Here is a 19,929-nt window from a genome sequence, read left to right as displayed (position 1 = left end):
TCCATCATTTCGACTAAATCACGAAAACTGAGGTTATACCGTAGGTACCATCTCACGGTTAATAAAATAATATCCGGTTGATAATGTTTCCACTTGAATAGATTTTGCTTTTCCATACCAATCACATCCTTTTTTAGAGTAATAGTATCAGTATGTCCAAGTCTAGGAGGTTACTTACAAGCGTTTTGGAGTGTTTGCACCAGAACCGGATTTTGTAGGTAGAAAACATATCCCGGTAATTCAAATCAGTTCATATTTATCTAGTCATTATGGATAATTATAGGAAATAATGACGTCTTTTTATGAATCTTTCGATTCTTGACAAATTTTAACCGATTGCTGAAGAACTACAACGACATATGCCTCCTCATGCTTTAAAATACCTGGCCAAATAAAAAGGGAAGATTAACTTAAAACTGTTCGCTTACTTCATACGTTAAATATTTCCAGGTGAAAATCGGTATAAAATATATAATCGAAGATTGGTAAATAAGTTTAAAAATTTAATAACCCAGTATATTTTATGAAACAATATAAGTATATTAACTATATATCCTGAGGTGAAAATCTTATTTTATCGAAAATTGAGATATTAAGTAATATTCCTATTGCTATTAAATTAACCATTAAAGAACTTCCGCCAAAACTCACAAATGGAAATGGGGTACCCGTAAGAGGAAATAGTCCCGTAATACCACCTAAATTTACGATTGATTGCATACCAATCATACATCCTATACCAATTGCTATAAAACTGCCGAATGGATCTTCACATAATTGTGCAATTTTTAAGGAGCGAAGTACTATAGTCAAAACTCCAGCCAATATAATAAATACACCAATAAATCCTAGTTCTTCAGAAACTATTGCCATTATAAAATCAGTATGTGGTTCTGGGAGATACCCAGTTTTTTGAATGCTATTTCCGAATCCACGTCCCGTAATTCCTCCTGAACCAATGGCAATAAAAGAATTTACAAGCTGATATCCATTTCCTTGCGCATCAACAAAGGGATTGAATATTGTAGTAATACGTGTCTTTTGAACTTCTGACAAACTATATTGAATTAAAATATATAAAATAGGTAACCACAAAATAGAACCGATTATAATTCTTTTGATTAATAGATTTATATTTATTCCAGAGCAAAGAAATATGCTAAAACCTATACCTAATATTAAAAGTGCGGATCCTAAATTTGGCTGTTTAAAGATAAGAAAAAAAATTGTAGCTAAAAAAAATAAAAGTTTTCCGCTACCACTCCAAATATTTTTAGCTTGTTCTTGTCGTAATGCAAAAAAACGGGCTGTTACAAGTATTGTTCCTAATTTAAGAAATTCAGCTGGCTGTATTCCAAAAATCCATGATTGAGCATTATTTACCACTTTTCCTTTCCATAAAACCATAATTAATAAAAAAATCCCCCCAACCATAATACATATAGAGACTATTCGTTTTTTCCATATTTCATATGGGAGAATAGCACAAACTATTAACCCTATTGTTCCTAAAAATAGCTTTGTTAATTGAGAATCAACAAAATGTCTACTGTTATAACCGTAATGTTGGACAGCGACAATGGAGCTCGCACTATACATCATGATAATACCTAAAGTACATGTTATGAATAGAGGGAGGAGCAATAGATAATCGAGTTTTAATATTTTTTTCATTTTAATATCCTCCTGATTTACATTAACACTTAATATTACATTTGCTAATGAATAGAATCTTGTTCTCATCAATTACTAAATAGTATTTTAATTTTGAGAGATTCTATCGCTTACACCCTGTTTTCTTACGCAAAAATCCCCCCTAGTTACATACTAGGGAGGATTTAAATTGGCATGACTAAATAAAGCTTTTCTCCCCCTAGTAGAGCTTTGGCACTATACAACGTAAAGTAATGGAAATTCATTACTTAGCTATCTTAAGAAGAGCCTTAATCCGACAATTCCTGTTCTACCCATTGGCGTCTTTCGACATTTTTGGGCAATAGCCTGTGTTTGTATAGGAGCCTCACCTAACAGGTTTAGCAATATAAATTTTATGTATTTGTTTCGTGTAGCCAGCATAAATACTTTTTTTTTGCTTGTCAAGTAAGCCTATTGCTAATTTTATATTCTTTATTTCTTTATAACTCTTTAAGAGGTGATGTGGGAAATTGTATTTAATCGTCTCATATAGATACTTATTTTCGACTTGTAGTGTATAGTTTGATTAAGTAACTTAACTATATAAATTTGATAAACAGTAAAAAAGATTTTAATCATAAAATAAGATTTTTTGAAGAATGTTCTTTTGAAGTACGGAATGACTAATGATTCAGCTTCTGCTATAAAGTTACAAATTAATCATAAACAATAAGTTTCTTATACGAAATTTCATATGTTTTATAACGTTTTTTCGAACTAATTGTATTTAAATTTTATATCTTTTAAGCAGAATTTCAAATTTGTAATAGAATCTAATTACATTTCTCTAAAAAAGAATTTTTTATGAATCAAATCGAAAGTTAGTTGACAAATATTAAATTCTGGTTTAAATTTTGAAGTAATTCAATAATCTTTGTTAGGTGAGGCTCCTGTATAGAGAAACGCTGCTGCCCAAAAATGTCGAGAGACGCCAATGGGTCAACAGGAACGGTCGGATTAAGGCCCTTTTTAATGTAGCTGGTTATAAAAACCTATGCTATACAGTGCTAAAACTCAACGAGGGAGTGGTATACGATTTGATAGAAAGGCACCTCTGGGATTTTTGCAGAGCTGTCTTAATAATCATTTATTTGTATTGTAAAAAAACCTTTACTCCTTTTTGAGTAAGGTTTTTTTTGTTTAATGTTATTTATTTATATCTTGTCTATATTCAAAAAGGAGGTAGTTCTAAATAATAAATTGATTGCAATGTAACTATTAATGCTCTAATCAAAATTTTAGACAGATAAAATAATACAAAACCACTCATGAAACTCTAGAGTCTCCCTTAGCAATATGAGGAGGAGTTAACATGAAGAAATTATTAAATGAATTACTTGTAACCCAAAATGATTTGGATGCAGATAAAGTTTTACGTCATCCGTCGTATGATGTTGCGCAAGAAATAAAACGGTTTTCAATTGAAGATCAAGTCATATTACTAGATAAGATTCCTGTATTAAAAAGCTCAAAAATTCTTCAACATTTGAGTTCAAAAGAAAAATATAATATCTTAATTCACTTATCTGAAAACAAAGCTAAAAAGTTACTAAATTTACAACCGATTGATGAAACAGTAGATCTACTTCTAGCGGTTCATCCGGAAAAACAAGCTAAATTAATGGCGTATCTAAATAAAATTACAAAACATAATGTAAAAAAATTAATGGCTTTCAAACCTGAAACTGCAGGAAGTCTTGTCACAAGTGATTATGTTGCAGTTAGAGGGAATTGGTCAGTAAAAATTACATTGAAGTACATTAGGGAACATTCTGAAAATGTAGAATCAATATCTTATATTTATGTTCTTGATAGTCATGGTTATCTTAAGGGAATCGTTTCCATACATGAGTTATTACTAGCAGCAGATGAAGAGATATTATCTACTATCATGATTCGAGAGGTGATTTCAGTACCCGCTGAGGTTGATCAGCAAGAAGTTGTAAAAAAGCTACTGAATTATAATTTAGCAGCAATACCCGTAACAACAGCAAATAATGAAATGATTGGTATTATAACATTTGATGACGTAATGAATGTTATGGAAGCAGAAGCTACAGAAGATATCCAAAAGTTAGGCGGAAGTGAACCATTAAATCAATCTTACTTTGAATCTAGTATTTGGAGCATTTTCTTTAAACGTCTACCATGGTTATTGCTTCTTTTTGTTGCTGAGGCATATACAGGTACAGTACTAAAGTATTTTGAAGACGAAATTGAAACAGTGGTTGCCCTTGCTTTCTTTGTTCCATTATTAGTAGGTACTGGAGGGAATACAGGAACACAGGTTGTAGCAACAATTACTCGTGCAATCGGTATTGGAGAGGTGAAATTTAAAGACATTTTCCGTGTAATGAAAAAGGAATTTGCAATTGGCATGCTTCTCGGACTTGCACTTGGGGTAGCTGGGCTCATTCGTGCTTATATGTTAGGAGTTGGAACAGAAGTTGCACAAGTTGTAGCAATCACTTTATTATTTATTGTTATTTGGGCTTCGCTTGTCGCAGCTGTTTTACCTTTGATTTTGAGAAAATTTAAATTAGATCCTGCAGTCGTTTCTGGTCCATTTATTACAACATTTGTTGACGGAACAGGATTAGTAATATATTTCTTGGTTGCAAAAACTTTATTAAATTTGTAAATATAAACTGAAATAAATAAGAAATATAGAATAAGTATTTTGCCTTGCTTGCTAAGACATAGTGGGGAACTCGGGAATAAGGGAAACAAACACTTTTGTCTTTAGGTAAATAATATTTTAAAGGATGCATTGAATGTAATTAATGCCGGAGGAGAAAACTATGAAACATCTAAGAAAAATCTTCAAACGAATTTTGCTTCTTCTTTCTATTTTCATGCTTATTGGCATAGGAATATTATTTGGTACTAACTATGGCCGAGATCTTCGTGTAACAATGGCTGGGAGTATACTAACTTCTCAGCATCCACAATATGCGAAATATACATTTCTATCCCAAAAGGAACTAGATAAACTGCAAGATAGAATTAATCATCCGAAATGGTCAAACAGTGATGAGGCTATTTATAAAAAAATAGCAGGAAAAAGATTAGAAGAACTAAAAAATCAGCCATTAAAAATTGATGTAGAAACGATTAAAAGTAACAAAGATAGTCGTTTTCTTTTCGAAGGAAAATTAGTCACTATTAGTAACCCTTTCAATGTTAAACTTGTTAGCCATCAAGGGACACAGGGCGATAAAAGGGGAGAAAAAATTAGCGTAATGGCAAAACGTAATAATTCACTTGTTGCTGTGAATGCAAGTGGATTTGCTGATGAAACAGGAAGGGGTGGAGGAAATATTGCAACTGGAATAGTAATAGAAAATGGGAAAGCAATTGATACAAATATAGATAAAAATACCCCTACAATTATTACGGGCTTAACAAAGTTTGGACAAATGATAACAGGGAATTATTCTACCCAACAACTTTTGGATAAACAAGTCTTTTCCGCAGCAGGATTTATGCCACAGTTAATTGTAAATGGAGAAAAAATGATAACAGAAGGGGATGGTGGTTGGGGCTCTGCTCCACGAAGTATTATGGCCCAAAAAGAAGATGGTACAATAATGTTTCTAGTGATAGACGGTAGGCAAACACATAGCATAGGTGCCACGTTAAAAGAGTGTCAAGATATTCTATATGAAAAAGGAGCAATAAATGCAATGGCTATGGATGGAGGATCTTCTGCTACGCTATATTTAGGGGGAAAGGTTATAAATTCACCATCCACATTATCTCATGAAGATCGTTATTTACCGAATGCTTGGGTGGTAACAGCAAATTCGAAGCAAAAAATACAGATGACAATAGATGGGGAAAAGATAAATCCAAAAACATTAGATGAAATTGGTACAGATATATAAAATAATTTATGAATTACTTATTATATTAAATGGGATTATATTGACCAAAATTAAGGTTCAAAACCGTAGAACGTATTGATGTATAAAATTTGCGAAATGACGTCAGTACACAAAAAAGAGAAAGAGAAATGGAAATAACACTAATCTATTTGATAAAATTCACAAAAAGATTAGTGTTATTTTTAATACAGTTACATTTTCATGTTCTTTTAACCCGAAAGGCCACCTAATTTTAACCATTAAGATTTTCAAGACCTTTCATTAACTTCCTTCCATAAGGGCTGCCTAATCCTGTACATGCATCTCACCTGGAAGATGCTTTTTTCTTTATGAATAGAAATGATTTAAGTTACATGAAAAGCTATATATTCAAAATAGGAGGGGTAATACCGTTAAGGAGATCCCAAGTACTTAATCCAAAAGAATATTCGAAATGCGGATAATCAATTAGGGTAGTAAAACGCCCACCCCAATTTAAACCAAGTTGCTCTCCTATATACCCCATTTGCTTGAATTTTTTGATGTCACCCCAAGGTATAGAGTTATTTTCGTAAGGTGCAGCATCAAAGGCTAATCCCCAATTGTGATATGATTCCCCGCCTCGAGCGTTTGTAACCTTTTTACCCGATTTCCATCTTCCTAAAGAAAATAACCGGTCTTGTTCACTCCAGCTCCTAAACATTGAATATATTCGAACATCTAAGCCATTAGTTTTTGTTAATTGAAGAAACTCTTTAGCCAACATCTCCACATATGGGTGTAAGGATTGTAAATGATTAGAGCTAGTATAAAATTCAGATTGAGAATTGGGATTAAATAATTTGTGGCGTGTTCTTGGTGTAATATCTCCAGAAGGGTATAAATTTTGCTCTTTTTGGTATTCTTGTGTGGCTTGGGTAGTTGATGCATCGAATATCCCATTAAGTGCTCCAAAATAAATCCCTATAGATTGCAGCTTCTTTTGTATTAATAATACGTTCTCAAACAATGATTTCCAAGTGTTAACTTCTACTATTCCATTAGGATTTAATTTAGTTTTTTCTTGGAAAATTTTTGTGCATTTATTTGTTTTTTCATCAAAAAAGCCGGTAATAGCAAGTTTCTCGTAGTTTACTCCCAAACCGCTTAAATTTAATTGGAGAACTGTTACATAATAGCCTGCAGAGCCTAGTTTAAGAGTGGGCAAACTCTCCATATTTCACCCCTTGATTTTAGAATACTGTTATTTATTATAGTTGAATTGAACTTTAATATGACAGGTACTAATCGTAAAAGAATAAAATTAATTTTATTAAAATTACAATTAGGAATTGCTCTTTAAAAGAAATAGCGGTTAATATTTTCAGTTGTATTCACACAACTTGCTAAAATTAAAGTTACTTTATTTAAATATTTGTAAGTAGTTTTTTCTATTCCTTAAATATAGATTTTAAAGAAATAATTCAAAAAAAGTGCTTTATAAATCAACTGAAATCTTTAATTCATAACTTTCTTTGTTATAAGCATGTATAGATTTGAATTACATAAAATTATCTTTGTAAATAAGGTTATTTAACTTTTATAGTATGCAAAAAAAGTATAACTAGATTAATCTTTTGGATTGAAGAATTATTTTGGATGGATTAGCAGGAAGTGGTCAAGTAAAAATAGAGTAGTCCATACTTATTTTAAAAAAAATCTAGAGAATCTTTAAAGAAAATAGGCAATTATATGATTTCAAAAAATAGATTTGAGCATAATATCATGGATAAAGGGCCTTTTTATTTTGTTTATATACTAGAGTTTTAATATAAATAGGATTTAACGAGAGGAGAGGTGAATTTGTATAATTCTCATCCATATTCTTCAGGAGATTATAAACCACCATATTCTATAGCAGGAGTGAGTGATGAAGGGCAGGAAGCTTTTTATCGGCAACCAAGTGGAAAGATATTTGCAAAAATATATGAAAAAGACACAGAAAAACCTATTAAGGGTGTCAAAGTATCAATTTATAAAATGACAAATGAAGGGCGTATTTTAGCTTCCCGACAAAGTGAGGTTCTTACTTTATATACGAATGAATTCGGTGAAACGAATACAGTTGCATTGCCTACGCCCCCTAAAGAGAATGCGACCGATCCTTTAGGACCTAAACTTTAACTTGATGGGCATGTGCTGTAGAAAATAATGAGTAATGTAACCGTATATTTGCAACAATGTGGTTGTAAACAGAACAAGGTTCAGGCACAATACTAAACACATTTTCATAGATTGTAATAATTTTCGACTCTAAAAAGGAGGTTTTAAAAAATTGACTTGTCCACCATTTAATATTATTCAGAAACCCCTCTATGTATATCAGAATGTGCCATTTAAAGTGTCACCAAATCAAATCAATATGATTAAACGTTGTGATAGTACCCATCCTGGTAAAGACTGGAGATTTGATGGTGCCGTGTTCGGTACACCTGTGTTTGCTATGGAATCAGGAACAGTATTATGGGCGATTACAGGTAACCCTTTGTGTCTATGTCACACTGATGCCCCTAATTTCATCGCTTGTTTACAGCAGAATTGCCCGCCAAATTCAATAGCCATCAGAAGTGACATTGATGGTGTTGTCACCGAATATGTCCACGTTCAACCAGAAGTAAGTGCAAATACCCATGTAACTGCAGGGCAGCGGATTGCTACGTTGGCAGCATCAGGTACCTTTACTGTTACAGGCAACGGCAGCCCAACACCTCATCTTCATATCAACCGTCTTTTAAATACGCAAGGGCCAGTGTGTAAACACGAATTCACCTGCAATTTTACAATCAAGGATACTAAAGATTCTTCTGTTCCACCGCCACCGTCACAATGCCCAAATCCAAATGGCTGGGGCTTAGCTAATGGCGTTTGGGTTTATTGTCAAAATGGTGTGAGGCAGCAAGGGTGGTTCACAGGAAGTGGTGGTAGCTCATTCCTTGCAGATAACAATGGAGTCTGGACAGGGTTTATAAGGACCAGTTTAGGAAAAATACAATACCGATATCTACGGGATCGAAATCTGCCTGTCTCAGATCCTAATGCTAATAGAGTGGCTAGAGGATGGGTATGTTCACTAGGTCAGTGGTGGTTTTTTGATAACAATGGAAACATGGTAACTAACACTTGGGAGCTTGACTCACAGGGTAAGTCTTGGTTTTTTGGTTCTAATGGTGCATGCGTAGGTTGTCCAACTTGCAATATTCAATCGTAATTTAGCTTGATATACCCCTAAATAGGATTTTTCTTTTTCTACAGGTAATTTCTTTGAAATATCAGGTCCTTTTTTTAGTTAATGAGGTATGTGGTGGCATCTTGCTATTTTGATATGCAATTAGGCATATTAACGGATTCATGGAATCATATCAATCCATTCAGATTTTCGAAGATGGAAGAGTGCATATTACTCATTAAAAATGACTTATATTATTTGATGCAAACCTGGATACAAGGATGAAGTCTCAGCATATGATTTAGGAGCAATTACAGTTTGCTTCAATTCAAATTATGAGATAGTTTATTTTAACCTTTTTATATTATCTAAAAAGATCTTGTAGGGATTTCTACAAATTTTTTTGTTTTTCTAATTGAATATGAACTGATATTATTAAAAATCCCTTTTAAATAAAGCGATGTTTAATAGTATCTTACCTTATTAACAAAAGATATTCATGAAGGATCTACTTTCTTGTCTAAAAAGTATTCATTTTCGTATCTTTCTACAGTACATAAAAAATAGAATAAAGAAAACTGTTCGTTAAAAAAGTATTTAATGTAACCAACAATTGTAGGAGTCTTAAATTTTCATTTATATTCCAATCAAGAGAGAGTCTTTATATACCAATTATAGTAGGATTCGAATTATGTATTTTTTACATAATAAAATCAAATTTAAAACGAATAATAAATAGCGTTTAAATCCATAAGTCTGTAAAAGGATAAAAGTTCAACAATGCAAAATTGCTGAACTTTTATTCTTTATTCTTTATTCTTTCCTATTCTGCCTAAACTATCTTTAATAGTTGTTTCCCCAAGTTGTGTATATAGCAAAGCTGTATCTTGACTCGTATGCCCAAGTTGCTGCATCACTTGTAATGAATCTTTTTCTTCCATATATAATTTATTTGCCAATGTATGTCTTAATTTATGAGGAGACATTCTTTTTCCATAGGCCTTAGTATATTTTTCTACTATATCTTGGATAGCTCTAACTGAAAGAGGTTGTGCAGTATGTTTATATTTCGATAAAAACACATTTTTTAATTCTTTCCCTGGAGCATATTTGTTATCTCTGATTTCCATATACTTTTCAAGATCATTCAATGCAATTGGGGTAATCCATACAGAATCTTCTTTGTTTCCTTTTCGGATTACATCAATTAGTCTTTCTTTTAAGTTTATATCTTCCATACGAAGATCGGCCAATTCGCTTACTCGAATACCACTACCAAGAAAGAGGGAGAGGATAGCTACATCACGATCTTTATCTCTTAGGAAATAGAACAACTGATGTTTTGTTAAAGATTTTTCATGTTCATATTTAACGTAATTCAAAAATTCTTGATCGTCATCATTATGGAATATTTTAGATCTCATACGTTTTGCACGAGCATTTAATGTTTCTTTATCTTTATGTATTTCTATTTTAGCCATTACATTTCTATAAAAATAACATTCTCCATCTTCATTCTCTGATAGGGAGGTAAGGTACTTAAATAAAGACTTTAAGGCCGAAATTTTTCTGTTAACAGAGGAATTCTGCATGTTTTGTTGTAATTTTAAAAATCTCATAAAGTTCTCAACATCTTTTTTCTTTAAACTCTCCAGATCAGAGAAAGATATGTCTTTAATAGGTTTTAATTCAATAATTTGTTCGGATAATAACCAATTAAAGAAGACTCTAAAATCATATACATAATTCAGTAGGGTGGAGGGAGAGGCATCATGCAATTCTTTGTACTCCACAAATTCTTCTATGTAAAAGGGCATTTCATTTAGATTCTCGTATAATTTTTTACGATGTACGGATTTTTGACGTTGCTTGCTGTAATCCATAAAAATCACCTCATATATACTATAACAGAAAAAAGATACGAACACAAGTTCGCGTAAAATTCAATTTTTACACAGACTTATTTACATAATTAAATTATGGAATACTAATATTTACTCGAGATTGAATGGGATATTGTAGTCATTCTAATAAAATTTATAGATAACCAGGTGATAAATTTGTATTAAGCTATAAAAGCTAGTACAAAAATTACATATAAATGTATGTAAAATAAAACAATTTTCATATATAAATTCATACAAAATGAATACATGAAAACAGTATAAAAGTCGCTATAAAATAAGAATTGGTTAATTTAATCATGATTAATCAGGAGTTAGTTAGATCAACACAAGAAAAACGCTTATATTTTAAAATGTAATTCACTATAAAAATTGTTTATGAATAATTCAGCATATGATTATTTTTATATAAAATATGTATTATATAGGCGTATACAAATATACTAAAACCGATGCATCTGACCTTGAAATCGATAGACACTGTATTAGATTTTCATATGACTATCATACTGTTCGTAAAATTGGTATTTCGTGCGAAGTTGTAAGTGTTTGTTTTTTCACCTTTTTATAAACGCAGCATTCACCTTATCTTCTGTCAGTATGAATATTTTTTATCTCATTTATATTTAACTATGCATATAAAATAATTTTGTGTTTATTTCTAGGACATAGCCAGTATATATCATTTTAATACGAAACAGTTAACTTTAACTCCTTAAGACTAAATAGATTGTGTTTTTCACAAAACTTAATTGTTATGATGTTGAATAGAGCGTTTCCTTTAATTCTTTTTTATTGTAATTGGTTTAGCTGAGCGTTCCTCTAAATGTGATTTTAATACAGATTTCAAAATATAGCTTCTAAATTCCTCATTCTGTCTCAATGATATAAGTATTCTTTTCATTTTGAGATTTATTCCCACTCGTTTTTTACATAACCTATAATATAGGTTATGTAAACTAATAAAAAGTAAGTTATTGTGGATAGCTTTATATCAGTAGATTTCCAGCAACATTCCTCTCCCTACCAGTAAATGATACTAATTCCAACGCGTACTATGCTATGTACACAATAACCATGGCAAAACGCATTACATAACAGCTAATGAAGCCTATGTATAGGTTAATGATTTGTATTTTCTGGAATTTAATAAGAGGCAGGACTCAAGTGCGAGTTCTCCCCCCTGATTTGCTGAATTTTTAACTCATCCTAATTTTCATCTAAAAAAGCATTAACTTTATTTATATAGCAAGAATAACAATTCATTCAAATTCTAAAGCTGTATCGGTTTATATGCTAATGCTATATCTACAATTTGTTCTGAACTAAGATCTTTATCATTCCAATATATTAGATCACTTACTTCTGGATGTGGGACATTTCTTTCTACAGCTTCTAACATTTCATCAATCTCCTCTTCAGTTCCTTCACATTCTACAATTTTACCAACTAGATTTATCAGTTCTTCCCTTGTTATTTCATCAAACATACATTTCACTCCTTATTTATTAAAATTGAAAACTTTGCTCAAAGTGCATTCTTCGAGACGATATTACTATATTATCTAAATCGCAACGCCACCTCAGTTTGGGATTGTACCAATTTAATCATCCAATATTCTTACTACATGTATTAGATTGTTGAGATCGTAGTTTTAATGTTTGTCAGTGACTTAAAGTAAAAATGGCCCGTTTATGATGATTAATCACAAACAGACCATTTTCCGCAATTGGGACAAAGTATAACAGAGAAGCCTACAAAATCATCGTAATTCTCTTCAATTTCAATTCTTAATAATGAAATATCCCCATCATAGATAATCTCAAAAAACGGTTTATGTACGGCATACAGTCTTTCATCTACTAAAACTGTAATCCATGTATCACTTACTATATCACTCGGTGTAACCTCGTTCCGTATGGTTTCTGTTTCATGTAAGTGTGAATCCATACATCCGCATTCACACTCATCATCATGACACACACCAATATGCCGTAAATCACTGTACTCTAGTATATATCGTTTTATTTTATGATGATCCACCTGGATAGCAATTGCGTTTGCACCAGAAGCATATGCATGCATAAATTTATTCTCTAATAGCTTCATAACAACCACCATGCCTTTTTAGAGAAATTGTATTAATTATCAACAATATTATTTTGTCGAACAAAATTTATACATTCTTCAAGCGATTAAATATCTCCTCTTATTTCATATTCATATATTCTTCTAAAGTTAAGTGTTTCTTATATATATTTTCAGCAATATCTCCAACGTAGCGTATGTGCCAAGGCTCATACGCATATCCAGTAATACTCTCCTTACCTTTTGGGTAACGAATGATAAACCCTGCACGATGTGCGCTATCTTTTAGCCATTTGCCTTCCTTCGTATTCGCAAAAGATAGCTCTAATTCATTGTTCGCGCTTTTAGAAGAAACATCCATTGTTAACCCTGTTTGATGTTCACTATGTCCAGGCTTTGCCGAGAAACGATCCGTATGCTCTTGCCCATTCTTTTTAACATTGCTGGCATATAGATTCTTTTGATACTCATAGGAACGAAATCCTGAAACTGCATTCAGCTGAATTCCTTCTTGTTTTGCTAAATCAAATAACTTTTCTAGTGCGTCAGCTGCCTCTTTACGAAGGTGACTCTTTTCTACCGTTCCACTAAATGAGAATGGTACATTTGGGACAACTAAATCATTTGGCTTATAGTTTTCAGGCAATCCATATTCCTTATTCACTACAGCCTCTATACTAGCAAAAGAACTTTCTTTCTCTTTATTTATGGAGTTTTCACGATTTTCATAGTTTGTCCTATTTGGTCCTTTACCAATAGATATGTTGGTGTAAAGAATAAAAATACCTAACACCACAATCATACAAGTGAAGATTCCTACTAATTTAAGTCTCATAATTCATATCCTTCCTGCCACTCTAAATGTTTCTCGTTCATCATACTGCAACCATATCAAATTCATATTAACTTGATGTGAACTTTTGTTCTTAACATATTTTATAATAGAAAGACAGCATATCCTTCTATACGTTGGAAAGGCTTTAGATACGAACACGTAGAAATCAATTTTAGTCATACATATAGAGAAATAATCTAAAAATTTGTATAATAAGATTAGAAGTGTAGCATTCTATTATAGAAAGGTCTTGGTATAATGCTAGGTATTGATGTAAAAAAAACAGAAGAAGAATTAATAATTAAATGGCAATTGGCGAAGGTTACAATCCCTTTACGCGATGTGATTGAGGTTACTGAAGATGCTACCTATGCTGGCGTTGAAGATCCTAGTGCAATCCGTATTGGAGCAGCATATGGGACAACAGACCGTATTTTAATCAAAACGGTAAAACAAAATTATGTATTGTTTACTACGAACAAAGTGGCGATTTTAAAGGCAATTCACGCGTAACAATGCGTATATAAACGGGCTCTAAAAAAGTTCTAGTGAAGTAAAAAGGTTTGAAGCCATAAAATTGACTTCGAACCTTTTTAAAAACAATCTATATGAATGAAAATCCCCTTTAACACTTCAGTAAGATCTATATCACTTCTAACACACCCTACAATTTTGTATCCCATTTATCTAAACGGAAGTAGAACAATACGCCATCCTCTGTATTGGTTACACCGTACTCAGCATCATGTAATTTGAATATGTTTTTTACAATCGATAGACCAAGGCCCGTGCCTCCACAAACTCGTTTTCTTGATTTATCCACTCTATAAAATTGATCCCATATTTTCTCTATATTTTCTTCCGCAATTTGTCATACACACGATAATTAGATGGGATTGCATATTACATTCTTTACTCATTTCTTATATATACACATTCGGCATATACAGTTGTTATTTAGGTAAACTTCTACTTTACCGTTTGCTAACTTCACGTGAAGCGTATCGCCGTCGATATGTTCCAGTATCGTAGCTTTGATGATCCTATTTGCATTTTGTTTCTTACTCTCCCCAGGTACTGGCTTCATCACCTGATTGACCTATTCTGGATGCTTAAGTTTACCCGTATCCTCTTCTTTTTTTATAGGTACGGACGCTGCCTCATAACTATCCTGTTCAGTTTTATTTTGTTTTGTTTCGCTTCCTTTCCGCTGGTCTATCTCCGCTACATTTCTTGTAATGGAAATCCCAGTGTCATCTTTGCTACTACACCCTGTTACCAATCCTAAAAACATGCACAATGTAGAAATGAACCACAAAAATTCCTTCATCGTATGCCTCCCTCTCTTCTTGTATTTCTTCCCCTACATCATAACGGGATTGGAATCATTGTTGAAAAAACGATCGATTTCTATGATTTAGCACTGATTTATGTATTGAACCATCGCAAAACTCCTCCACTCTATCAAGTTTACTTTTTATGATATGTACGCAGGATTCCCCCTTACATGTACCGAAACCACAATAGGGACACATTCCACTAATTACCATACCTATTTCATACCATTACATTTTGGAGGTTAAACAGGATGAAAAAAAAGAAGTTACAAAAATCAGCACTTTCTTTTACCCTACTCTTATCTTTAGGAGTTTCTTCTTTTCCGCTTACAACAACTATTCACGCGGATACACAAGGGATACAAACTGCAGAAAAGAAACAAGTCTCTTTAACGGAGCGTACGTCTTTATTTTTTGAATATCTCAAGCAAGGTAAATATGCAGAGGCACTTCAATTGACGTCTGCAGCTTTTCAATCTAGGTTTACGGCAAATATATTACAAAGCTGGTGGACACAAAGTGGCGGGAGCAGGATTACAAGCATGGGAACGCCTGTTATAAAAGAACGAAACTTGGTCCATCAAACGGTTGAAATTCAAGGAGCTATCGAAGGAACTACTATTCCACTACTCCTTAAATTCACGCCTGGCGGCAAAGTAGATGAAGTTGGAGTAAGAACGACGCCCGAGAAATCTTATACCATCCCGCATCCTAGCTACGACCAACCTGATTCCTATCAAGAACGCGAAATCGTCATTGGAAATGCTACATACCCGTTACCAGCCACATTAACGGTTCCAAAACATAAAGCTGGCGAAAAAGTGCCTGTTGTTGTTCTTGTTCACGGTTCTGGTCCGCATGATCGTGATAGTACATTTATGGGAGCTAAAATCTTTAGAGACCTTGCAGCTGGTCTTTCATCAAGCGGTATCGCAGTGTTACGTTACGAGAAACGTTCCTTAGAACACGGTTTTAAAATGAGTGCAGAACCTGCTACCTTAGACCGTGATACTACAGATGATGCCATATATGCAGCTAAATCGGCAGCACAACAGGAAGGCATTGACCCTGCTAACATTTTCATTCTCGGACATAGTCAAGGAGCTGGCACAATGCCACGTATATTAAGCAAAGCACCTGCATCACTTGTGAGAGGAAGTATTTTAATGGCACCACCTGCGCGTCCTTTTACTGACATACTCCTTGATCAGTATCAGTACCTCGGGGCGCAAAAGGAATATATTGATGAACTAAAAAAACAATTTGCCTATATTGAGGATCCAACTTTTGATCCAGATCATCCACCAGCTGGTTACAATTATCTTTCTCCGCATTTCATGTATGATGTAACTCGTTGGCGTCCAGTTGAGGAAGCGAAATCACGAAAAGAACCATTACTAATTCTGCAAGGCGCACGTGATTATCAAGTAACAGTAAAAGATGAGTTTACGAGATGGCAAGAAGGACTTTCAAGCCGCAGCAATGTTCAGTTCAAAGAATATCCGAAATTGAATCACTTCTTCACGGAGGGGGACGGGGAATTAAGTCATCCAAGTGAATACGAAGTCCCTTCCAATGTACCTGCGTATGTCATTCAGGACATTGTTACATGGGTTAATGAGACTAAGAAATAAGAAAATAACAAATGCCATCATGCTAGCATCATTGTGTGATGGTTTTTGTAATACCAATTATTCCAGGTAGAAGTAAAGGGTTACTTTCCTAAAAAATTTAAAAAGAGGAAAAAAAGGAGATGAATCTTAGTGAATCGGAAGGTACCATTGACGATACTAGTCGTTGTTATTATTGGAATTATCCCGTACTATAATCGTACAGTTGAATCAAAAATACAAGGATTTCCTGTACCTGCTCGTGCAGAATATGTGTATCAAGAAGATCATAAAGATTATGAATACAATGGAGCATGTTTTTCGAACGGATTACCTTTTGATTATCAGTTAGGACTATGGTTTGCTGGATGGAAAACACAGAAAGCAGACGGCGCGATGATTACATATAAAAAGGATGATAGATTTGTAGTTTTAGTACTAGGCGGGAATGCCATATACATGTACGAAGATGGAAAAACTCAATAAGTCCAGTTTACAAATTCACATAATTTCTGTTCAGTTGCTATCAGGTTATCCAATGTAATAGCCTATAAAATAAATAAAAAGCCGTTCTTTCTTAAAAATCATAGAAAGAATGGCTTTTTTGTATGTCTACATTTTGTATTTATTTGACCAAAACATTTTCTACAGAAAGATAAATAATATACATATTGAAATGAAATAATTAACTAAAATATCGGAAGCTGAATTGTAAATTATGAAAGTTCTTTGGTCAAAATCTTAGTTTGATAGCGATGTGACAATTCTCCCAATGAACAGTATAAATTAACATAGTAAAATAATATTTTGGTGGGATTCCAATACATATTATTAAAATTAAAGTGGTTATCAAGTCGGAGGAAGGCACCTTAAGGTGTCTTTTTTTGCGCTAAGGAATTTTTCAGTTAAAAAACTTGGCTCTACTGTAAGTTAAGAAGGTTCCATAAACGGTCGTTTGTTAGACTCCAAAATCCTTTTCGGGAAAATTGTACGTTTAGACACATTTTAGACACAAAAAAACAAGGATGTAAATTTAGATGCTGATTATATTTTCAAAAGTGGATCTGATTTTTTATTATGACTAAAAAATCAGATCCACTTATTTGTGTACTTAAAAATAATCATCTTTGAAAAAATCAATAAATGATTTTTTCAAAGATGATTAATATGTTCTAAACTTTTATTCTATATAAAAGTAATTTTTACTTTTCTGTAATATTTACAAATTCAACGGCTCCCTTACCCTCAGTACCTAAAGCCGTATTCACTTTATCTATTTCTTTACTTAATTCTGGTGCTTTCCCTTGATTGAGTAAATTATGATTCCCAAAAGATTTATTAAAAGATAGAATCTGTCTAGTTTTTTCTTTCCCATTTATTTCTTTAAATAATGTATCATCTACAATTAATAGGATTTCGTTAGATCCACCACGATATGGCGCTAGCCATACATCACCTTCGTATTGAGTAATCATTTTTTTCCCATCATATGTTATTTCTTTTAAGTCCTTATATTCTTTATTTGCAAATAAGATAATTTCATCTTTTTTTCTTTTTGGTAAAGAGGCAATAGGGACTGAAGATGTGAGCCCACTATTATTATCCCTTTCACGTATAAGCCCCTTTTTATTCATTTTTTCAGCAGTTGTTCTGCTTATAAATAGTAAATTACTAGGAGTATCCGCCCTAGCATCCCCAAATTGTGTCGGGATCTTTATGTTGAGTTTGTTATTATCTATGCTCCCCTCTTTTATTTTGAATTGCTCTTGTGATATGGTTATATCTTTGTATAGGTCTATTATAGAATTTCTTGTTTGTTCATTTAACTGCTCTACCTCTATTGAAAGCCCATTTGCCGGGGAGTTTTTTGCACCAAAGAATGAACATGCTCCTAACACGGTAATCGAAATACCAGTTACTATTAATAACCCAAGTCTTTTTTTCATCCTACATTCTCCTTCTTTTTATTATTTTTGAATTAAAAAATCGTTTTATACATTTTTTTCAAGTATTGAGAACGAACAAAGTAAAAGTATATAATTTGCAAAACTAAGAAACAAACCAATACTATAACGGAACTACCCAAGACTGAAAAATTAGCTAACTTTTGTAAGGCCATAAAAGCAACTGTACTATGTGTAATCGCTATTGCAATTGGTAAAAAGAATAACAATGCAAGTTGACGTGACACAATTTTCTTTAATTCAGGTTTACTTAAACCAACTTTTGCTATCATTTTATATTGCTGCTGATTTCGTTCTAAGTCTGTATATAATCGGAAATATAAAAAGCTTGCAGCAAACGTAAAGAAAACAATGCCTATTAATACACTCATGATGGATGCAAGTCCAAAACCTTGTTTCATCACTATCCATGTAGATATTAAAGAAGAAAATTTATATTGTTCGTTGTATAATACAGGCTCATGTATACCTTCATTATCTTTCTGAAGAGTAGTCACGATTTTTTCAGCAACTTTTTTCGTGTTCTCCCAATCCTTCACAATAAAACCATTAATGGTGGATTCACCACGGTAATTCTCTGGATCCACTATCATTTGATTATATACAGCGTCTGGTATAATAATTGTCGTTATGTTTGTATCTTGTAGTTCTTTTGGCGTTAGTGTTTTATTTACATGCATATCTATTTTTATATTTCTATGCGACAATCGAAAGTTATTTTGATTCGATTTTGTATTAGCGAATTTTCTTGCAGGTATGACAATACTATCATTTTCATTTTTTAAGCTTTCTTTTTCAAAACCAAATGCCTCAGCTAACTTATTATAATCACTTATTTTTATAACGCTTAATAATACATTACTGTTATACAGGGTATCTGGAATTTGTTTTATTGAATAAGCTACTTGTTTGAATTTAAACCCACCATTATTGAGTTCGCTTTCTATTTTTTTTAGATGCTCTTTTTCTAAAGGATTATTATTATAGGACTGATAAGAAAATGCAAAGGGACTATTCGATTCAGCCATAGATGAGTTACCTAATCCCATACAAGTTCCAACTGCAGTGAAGGCAACGGCAGATATAATAGTGACCATAAAAAACATTTTTGCATTATCTTTTAATTGATACACTAAATCTGAGATGGTGAGTATGTTTGTTTTCTTAAAGAAAATATTTTCCCTTTTCTTTAATGCACGTAACACATATACACTGAGCTGTGTAAATAAGAAGTACGTTCCAAGTACAACAAAGCTTACCCCTGTCGCCATCATGAATAATACATATTTCATATCCTTATATTGAATTGCATTAACACTATGGAATACACCCGTATATCCTAATCCAATACAAATAAGTGCGAATAAAGACAGCCAAAAGGATGCTTTGGGTTCAGGCTTTGGCTTTTCTTCTGCTTTTATTAAT

Annotated in this window: 15 protein-coding genes, 3 pseudogenes and 2 riboswitches; of the genes and pseudogenes, 7 read left to right on the top strand and 11 right to left on the bottom strand. The window is 32.7% G+C overall.

Annotation, left to right across the window (positions count from 1 at the left end; all coding sequences use genetic code 11):
* A pseudogene (locus ACFWDE_RS25375) lies at positions 1 to 116 on the bottom strand (IS6 family transposase); the annotation flags it as partial.
* Positions 117 to 546: 430 nt separating this feature from the next.
* Positions 547 to 1,674: an FtsW/RodA/SpoVE family cell cycle protein gene (locus tag ACFWDE_RS25370; RefSeq protein WP_377895552.1), complete on the bottom strand. Its 1,128-nt coding sequence runs from the start codon at positions 1,672 to 1,674 to the stop codon at positions 547 to 549.
* A gap of 188 nt (positions 1,675 to 1,862) precedes the next feature.
* Positions 1,863 to 2,039, bottom strand: a riboswitch (M-box (ykoK) riboswitch).
* Between the two features lie 522 nt (positions 2,040 to 2,561).
* Positions 2,562 to 2,729: riboswitch (M-box (ykoK) riboswitch) on the top strand.
* 278 nt (positions 2,730 to 3,007) lie between these two features.
* On the opposite strand from ACFWDE_RS25370, the gene mgtE reads away from it, so the two are divergent.
* Positions 3,008 to 4,336 (top strand): magnesium transporter, encoded by a 1,329-nt coding sequence (gene mgtE, locus ACFWDE_RS25365; RefSeq protein ID WP_377895549.1) that lies wholly within the window; start codon positions 3,008 to 3,010, stop codon positions 4,334 to 4,336.
* 160 nt (positions 4,337 to 4,496) lie between these two features.
* Positions 4,497 to 5,582, top strand: a complete 1,086-nt coding sequence (locus ACFWDE_RS25360) for a phosphodiester glycosidase family protein (protein ID WP_377895547.1) — start codon at positions 4,497 to 4,499, stop codon at positions 5,580 to 5,582.
* Positions 5,583 to 5,943: 361 nt separating this feature from the next.
* On the opposite strand, the gene ACFWDE_RS25355 is transcribed toward ACFWDE_RS25360, so the two are convergent.
* Positions 5,944 to 6,777, bottom strand: a complete 834-nt coding sequence (locus tag ACFWDE_RS25355; protein WP_377895545.1) for a peptidoglycan-binding protein — start codon at positions 6,775 to 6,777, stop codon at positions 5,944 to 5,946.
* 626 nt (positions 6,778 to 7,403) lie between these two features.
* Between ACFWDE_RS25355 and ACFWDE_RS25350 the strand changes: the two are divergent.
* Positions 7,404 to 7,718: pseudogene (locus ACFWDE_RS25350) on the top strand (peptidoglycan-binding protein); the annotation flags it as partial.
* A 157-nt stretch (positions 7,719 to 7,875) separates the two neighbouring features.
* Complete coding sequence (locus ACFWDE_RS25345; RefSeq protein WP_377895543.1) at positions 7,876 to 8,808, top strand: M23 family metallopeptidase; 933 nt, start codon at positions 7,876 to 7,878, stop codon at positions 8,806 to 8,808.
* Between the two features lie 764 nt (positions 8,809 to 9,572).
* Here ACFWDE_RS25345 and xerS read toward each other — a convergent pair.
* The 4 genes from xerS to ACFWDE_RS25325 all read right to left on the bottom strand — a co-directional run bounded on the left by xerS (position 9,573) and on the right by ACFWDE_RS25325 (position 13,593).
* A complete protein-coding gene (gene xerS / locus ACFWDE_RS25340) occupies positions 9,573 to 10,649 on the bottom strand; it encodes a tyrosine recombinase XerS (RefSeq protein WP_377895541.1) in 1,077 nt (358 codons plus the stop codon).
* 1,294 nt (positions 10,650 to 11,943) lie between these two features.
* Complete coding sequence (locus ACFWDE_RS25335; protein ID WP_377895539.1) at positions 11,944 to 12,159, bottom strand: bacteriocin immunity protein; 216 nt, start codon at positions 12,157 to 12,159, stop codon at positions 11,944 to 11,946.
* A 212-nt stretch (positions 12,160 to 12,371) separates the two neighbouring features.
* Positions 12,372 to 12,779 carry a hypothetical protein gene (locus tag ACFWDE_RS25330; protein ID WP_377895537.1) on the bottom strand — a complete coding sequence of 136 codons (408 nt, stop codon included), beginning with the start codon at positions 12,777 to 12,779 and terminating at the stop codon, positions 12,372 to 12,374.
* Between the two features lie 100 nt (positions 12,780 to 12,879).
* Positions 12,880 to 13,593 (bottom strand): M15 family metallopeptidase, encoded by a 714-nt coding sequence (locus tag ACFWDE_RS25325; RefSeq protein ID WP_377895535.1) that lies wholly within the window; start codon positions 13,591 to 13,593, stop codon positions 12,880 to 12,882.
* A gap of 258 nt (positions 13,594 to 13,851) precedes the next feature.
* Between ACFWDE_RS25325 and ACFWDE_RS25320 the strand changes: the two genes are divergently transcribed.
* Complete coding sequence (locus tag ACFWDE_RS25320) at positions 13,852 to 14,106, top strand: SunI/YnzG family protein (RefSeq protein WP_377895533.1); 255 nt, start codon at positions 13,852 to 13,854, stop codon at positions 14,104 to 14,106.
* Positions 14,107 to 14,257: 151 nt separating this feature from the next.
* On the opposite strand, the pseudogene ACFWDE_RS25315 reads toward ACFWDE_RS25320, so the two are convergent.
* Both ACFWDE_RS25315 and ACFWDE_RS25310 read right to left on the bottom strand, forming a co-directional pair.
* A pseudogene (locus ACFWDE_RS25315) lies at positions 14,258 to 14,461 on the bottom strand (ATP-binding protein); the annotation flags it as partial.
* Positions 14,462 to 14,692: 231 nt separating this feature from the next.
* Positions 14,693 to 14,923: a hypothetical protein gene (locus ACFWDE_RS25310; protein WP_377895531.1), complete on the bottom strand. Its 231-nt coding sequence runs from the start codon at positions 14,921 to 14,923 to the stop codon at positions 14,693 to 14,695.
* Between the two features lie 258 nt (positions 14,924 to 15,181).
* Between ACFWDE_RS25310 and ACFWDE_RS25305 the strand changes: the two genes are divergently transcribed.
* Together ACFWDE_RS25305 and ACFWDE_RS25300 are read left to right on the top strand one after the other, a co-directional pair.
* The gene (locus ACFWDE_RS25305; protein ID WP_377895529.1) at positions 15,182 to 16,564 is read left to right on the top strand and encodes an alpha/beta hydrolase family protein; all 1,383 of its coding nucleotides are present in this window, start codon (positions 15,182 to 15,184) and stop codon (positions 16,562 to 16,564) included.
* 129 nt (positions 16,565 to 16,693) lie between these two features.
* Positions 16,694 to 17,026 (top strand): hypothetical protein, encoded by a 333-nt coding sequence (locus ACFWDE_RS25300; protein ID WP_377895527.1) that lies wholly within the window; start codon positions 16,694 to 16,696, stop codon positions 17,024 to 17,026.
* Between the two features lie 716 nt (positions 17,027 to 17,742).
* Here the strand turns inward: ACFWDE_RS25300 and ACFWDE_RS25295 are convergent.
* Both ACFWDE_RS25295 and ACFWDE_RS25290 read right to left on the bottom strand, forming a co-directional pair.
* The gene (locus ACFWDE_RS25295; RefSeq protein WP_377895526.1) at positions 17,743 to 18,486 is read right to left on the bottom strand and encodes a lipoprotein BA_5634 family protein; all 744 of its coding nucleotides are present in this window, start codon (positions 18,484 to 18,486) and stop codon (positions 17,743 to 17,745) included.
* A 32-nt stretch (positions 18,487 to 18,518) separates the two neighbouring features.
* The coding region (locus ACFWDE_RS25290; RefSeq protein ID WP_377895525.1) for an ABC transporter permease at positions 18,519 to 19,929 on the bottom strand (1,411 nt) is incomplete at its 5' end.

This window comes from Bacillus sp. NPDC060175 (assembly GCF_042728695.1).
Taxonomy (GTDB): Bacteria; Bacillota; Bacilli; order Bacillales; family Bacillaceae_G; genus Bacillus_A.
Note: the sequence above shows the minus strand (reverse complement) of the source record. Positions and strands in the feature narration are given on the sequence as shown.

What these genes read in the sequence shown, in the direction of transcription:
- ACFWDE_RS25320 (WP_377895533.1), top strand. Translation starts at nt 13,852, where the DNA reads ATGCTAGGTATTGATGTAAAAAAAACAGAAGAAGAATTAATAATTAAA.
- mgtE (WP_377895549.1), top strand. Translation starts at nt 3,008, where the DNA reads ATGAAGAAATTATTAAATGAATTACTTGTAACCCAAAATGATTTGGAT.
- ACFWDE_RS25305 (WP_377895529.1), top strand. Translation starts at nt 15,182, where the DNA reads ATGAAAAAAAAGAAGTTACAAAAATCAGCACTTTCTTTTACCCTACTC.
- ACFWDE_RS25335 (WP_377895539.1), bottom strand. Translation starts at nt 12,159, where the DNA reads ATGTTTGATGAAATAACAAGGGAAGAACTGATAAATCTAGTTGGTAAA.
- ACFWDE_RS25330 (WP_377895537.1), bottom strand. Translation starts at nt 12,779, where the DNA reads ATGAAGCTATTAGAGAATAAATTTATGCATGCATATGCTTCTGGTGCA.
- ACFWDE_RS25370 (WP_377895552.1), bottom strand. Translation starts at nt 1,674, where the DNA reads ATGAAAAAAATATTAAAACTCGATTATCTATTGCTCCTCCCTCTATTC.
- ACFWDE_RS25355 (WP_377895545.1), bottom strand. Translation starts at nt 6,777, where the DNA reads ATGGAGAGTTTGCCCACTCTTAAACTAGGCTCTGCAGGCTATTATGTA.
- ACFWDE_RS25325 (WP_377895535.1), bottom strand. Translation starts at nt 13,593, where the DNA reads ATGAGACTTAAATTAGTAGGAATCTTCACTTGTATGATTGTGGTGTTA.
- ACFWDE_RS25310 (WP_377895531.1), bottom strand. Translation starts at nt 14,923, where the DNA reads ATGAAGGAATTTTTGTGGTTCATTTCTACATTGTGCATGTTTTTAGGA.
- xerS (WP_377895541.1), bottom strand. Translation starts at nt 10,649, where the DNA reads ATGGATTACAGCAAGCAACGTCAAAAATCCGTACATCGTAAAAAATTA.
- ACFWDE_RS25295 (WP_377895526.1), bottom strand. Translation starts at nt 18,486, where the DNA reads ATGAAAAAAAGACTTGGGTTATTAATAGTAACTGGTATTTCGATTACC.
- ACFWDE_RS25360 (WP_377895547.1), top strand. Translation starts at nt 4,497, where the DNA reads ATGAAACATCTAAGAAAAATCTTCAAACGAATTTTGCTTCTTCTTTCT.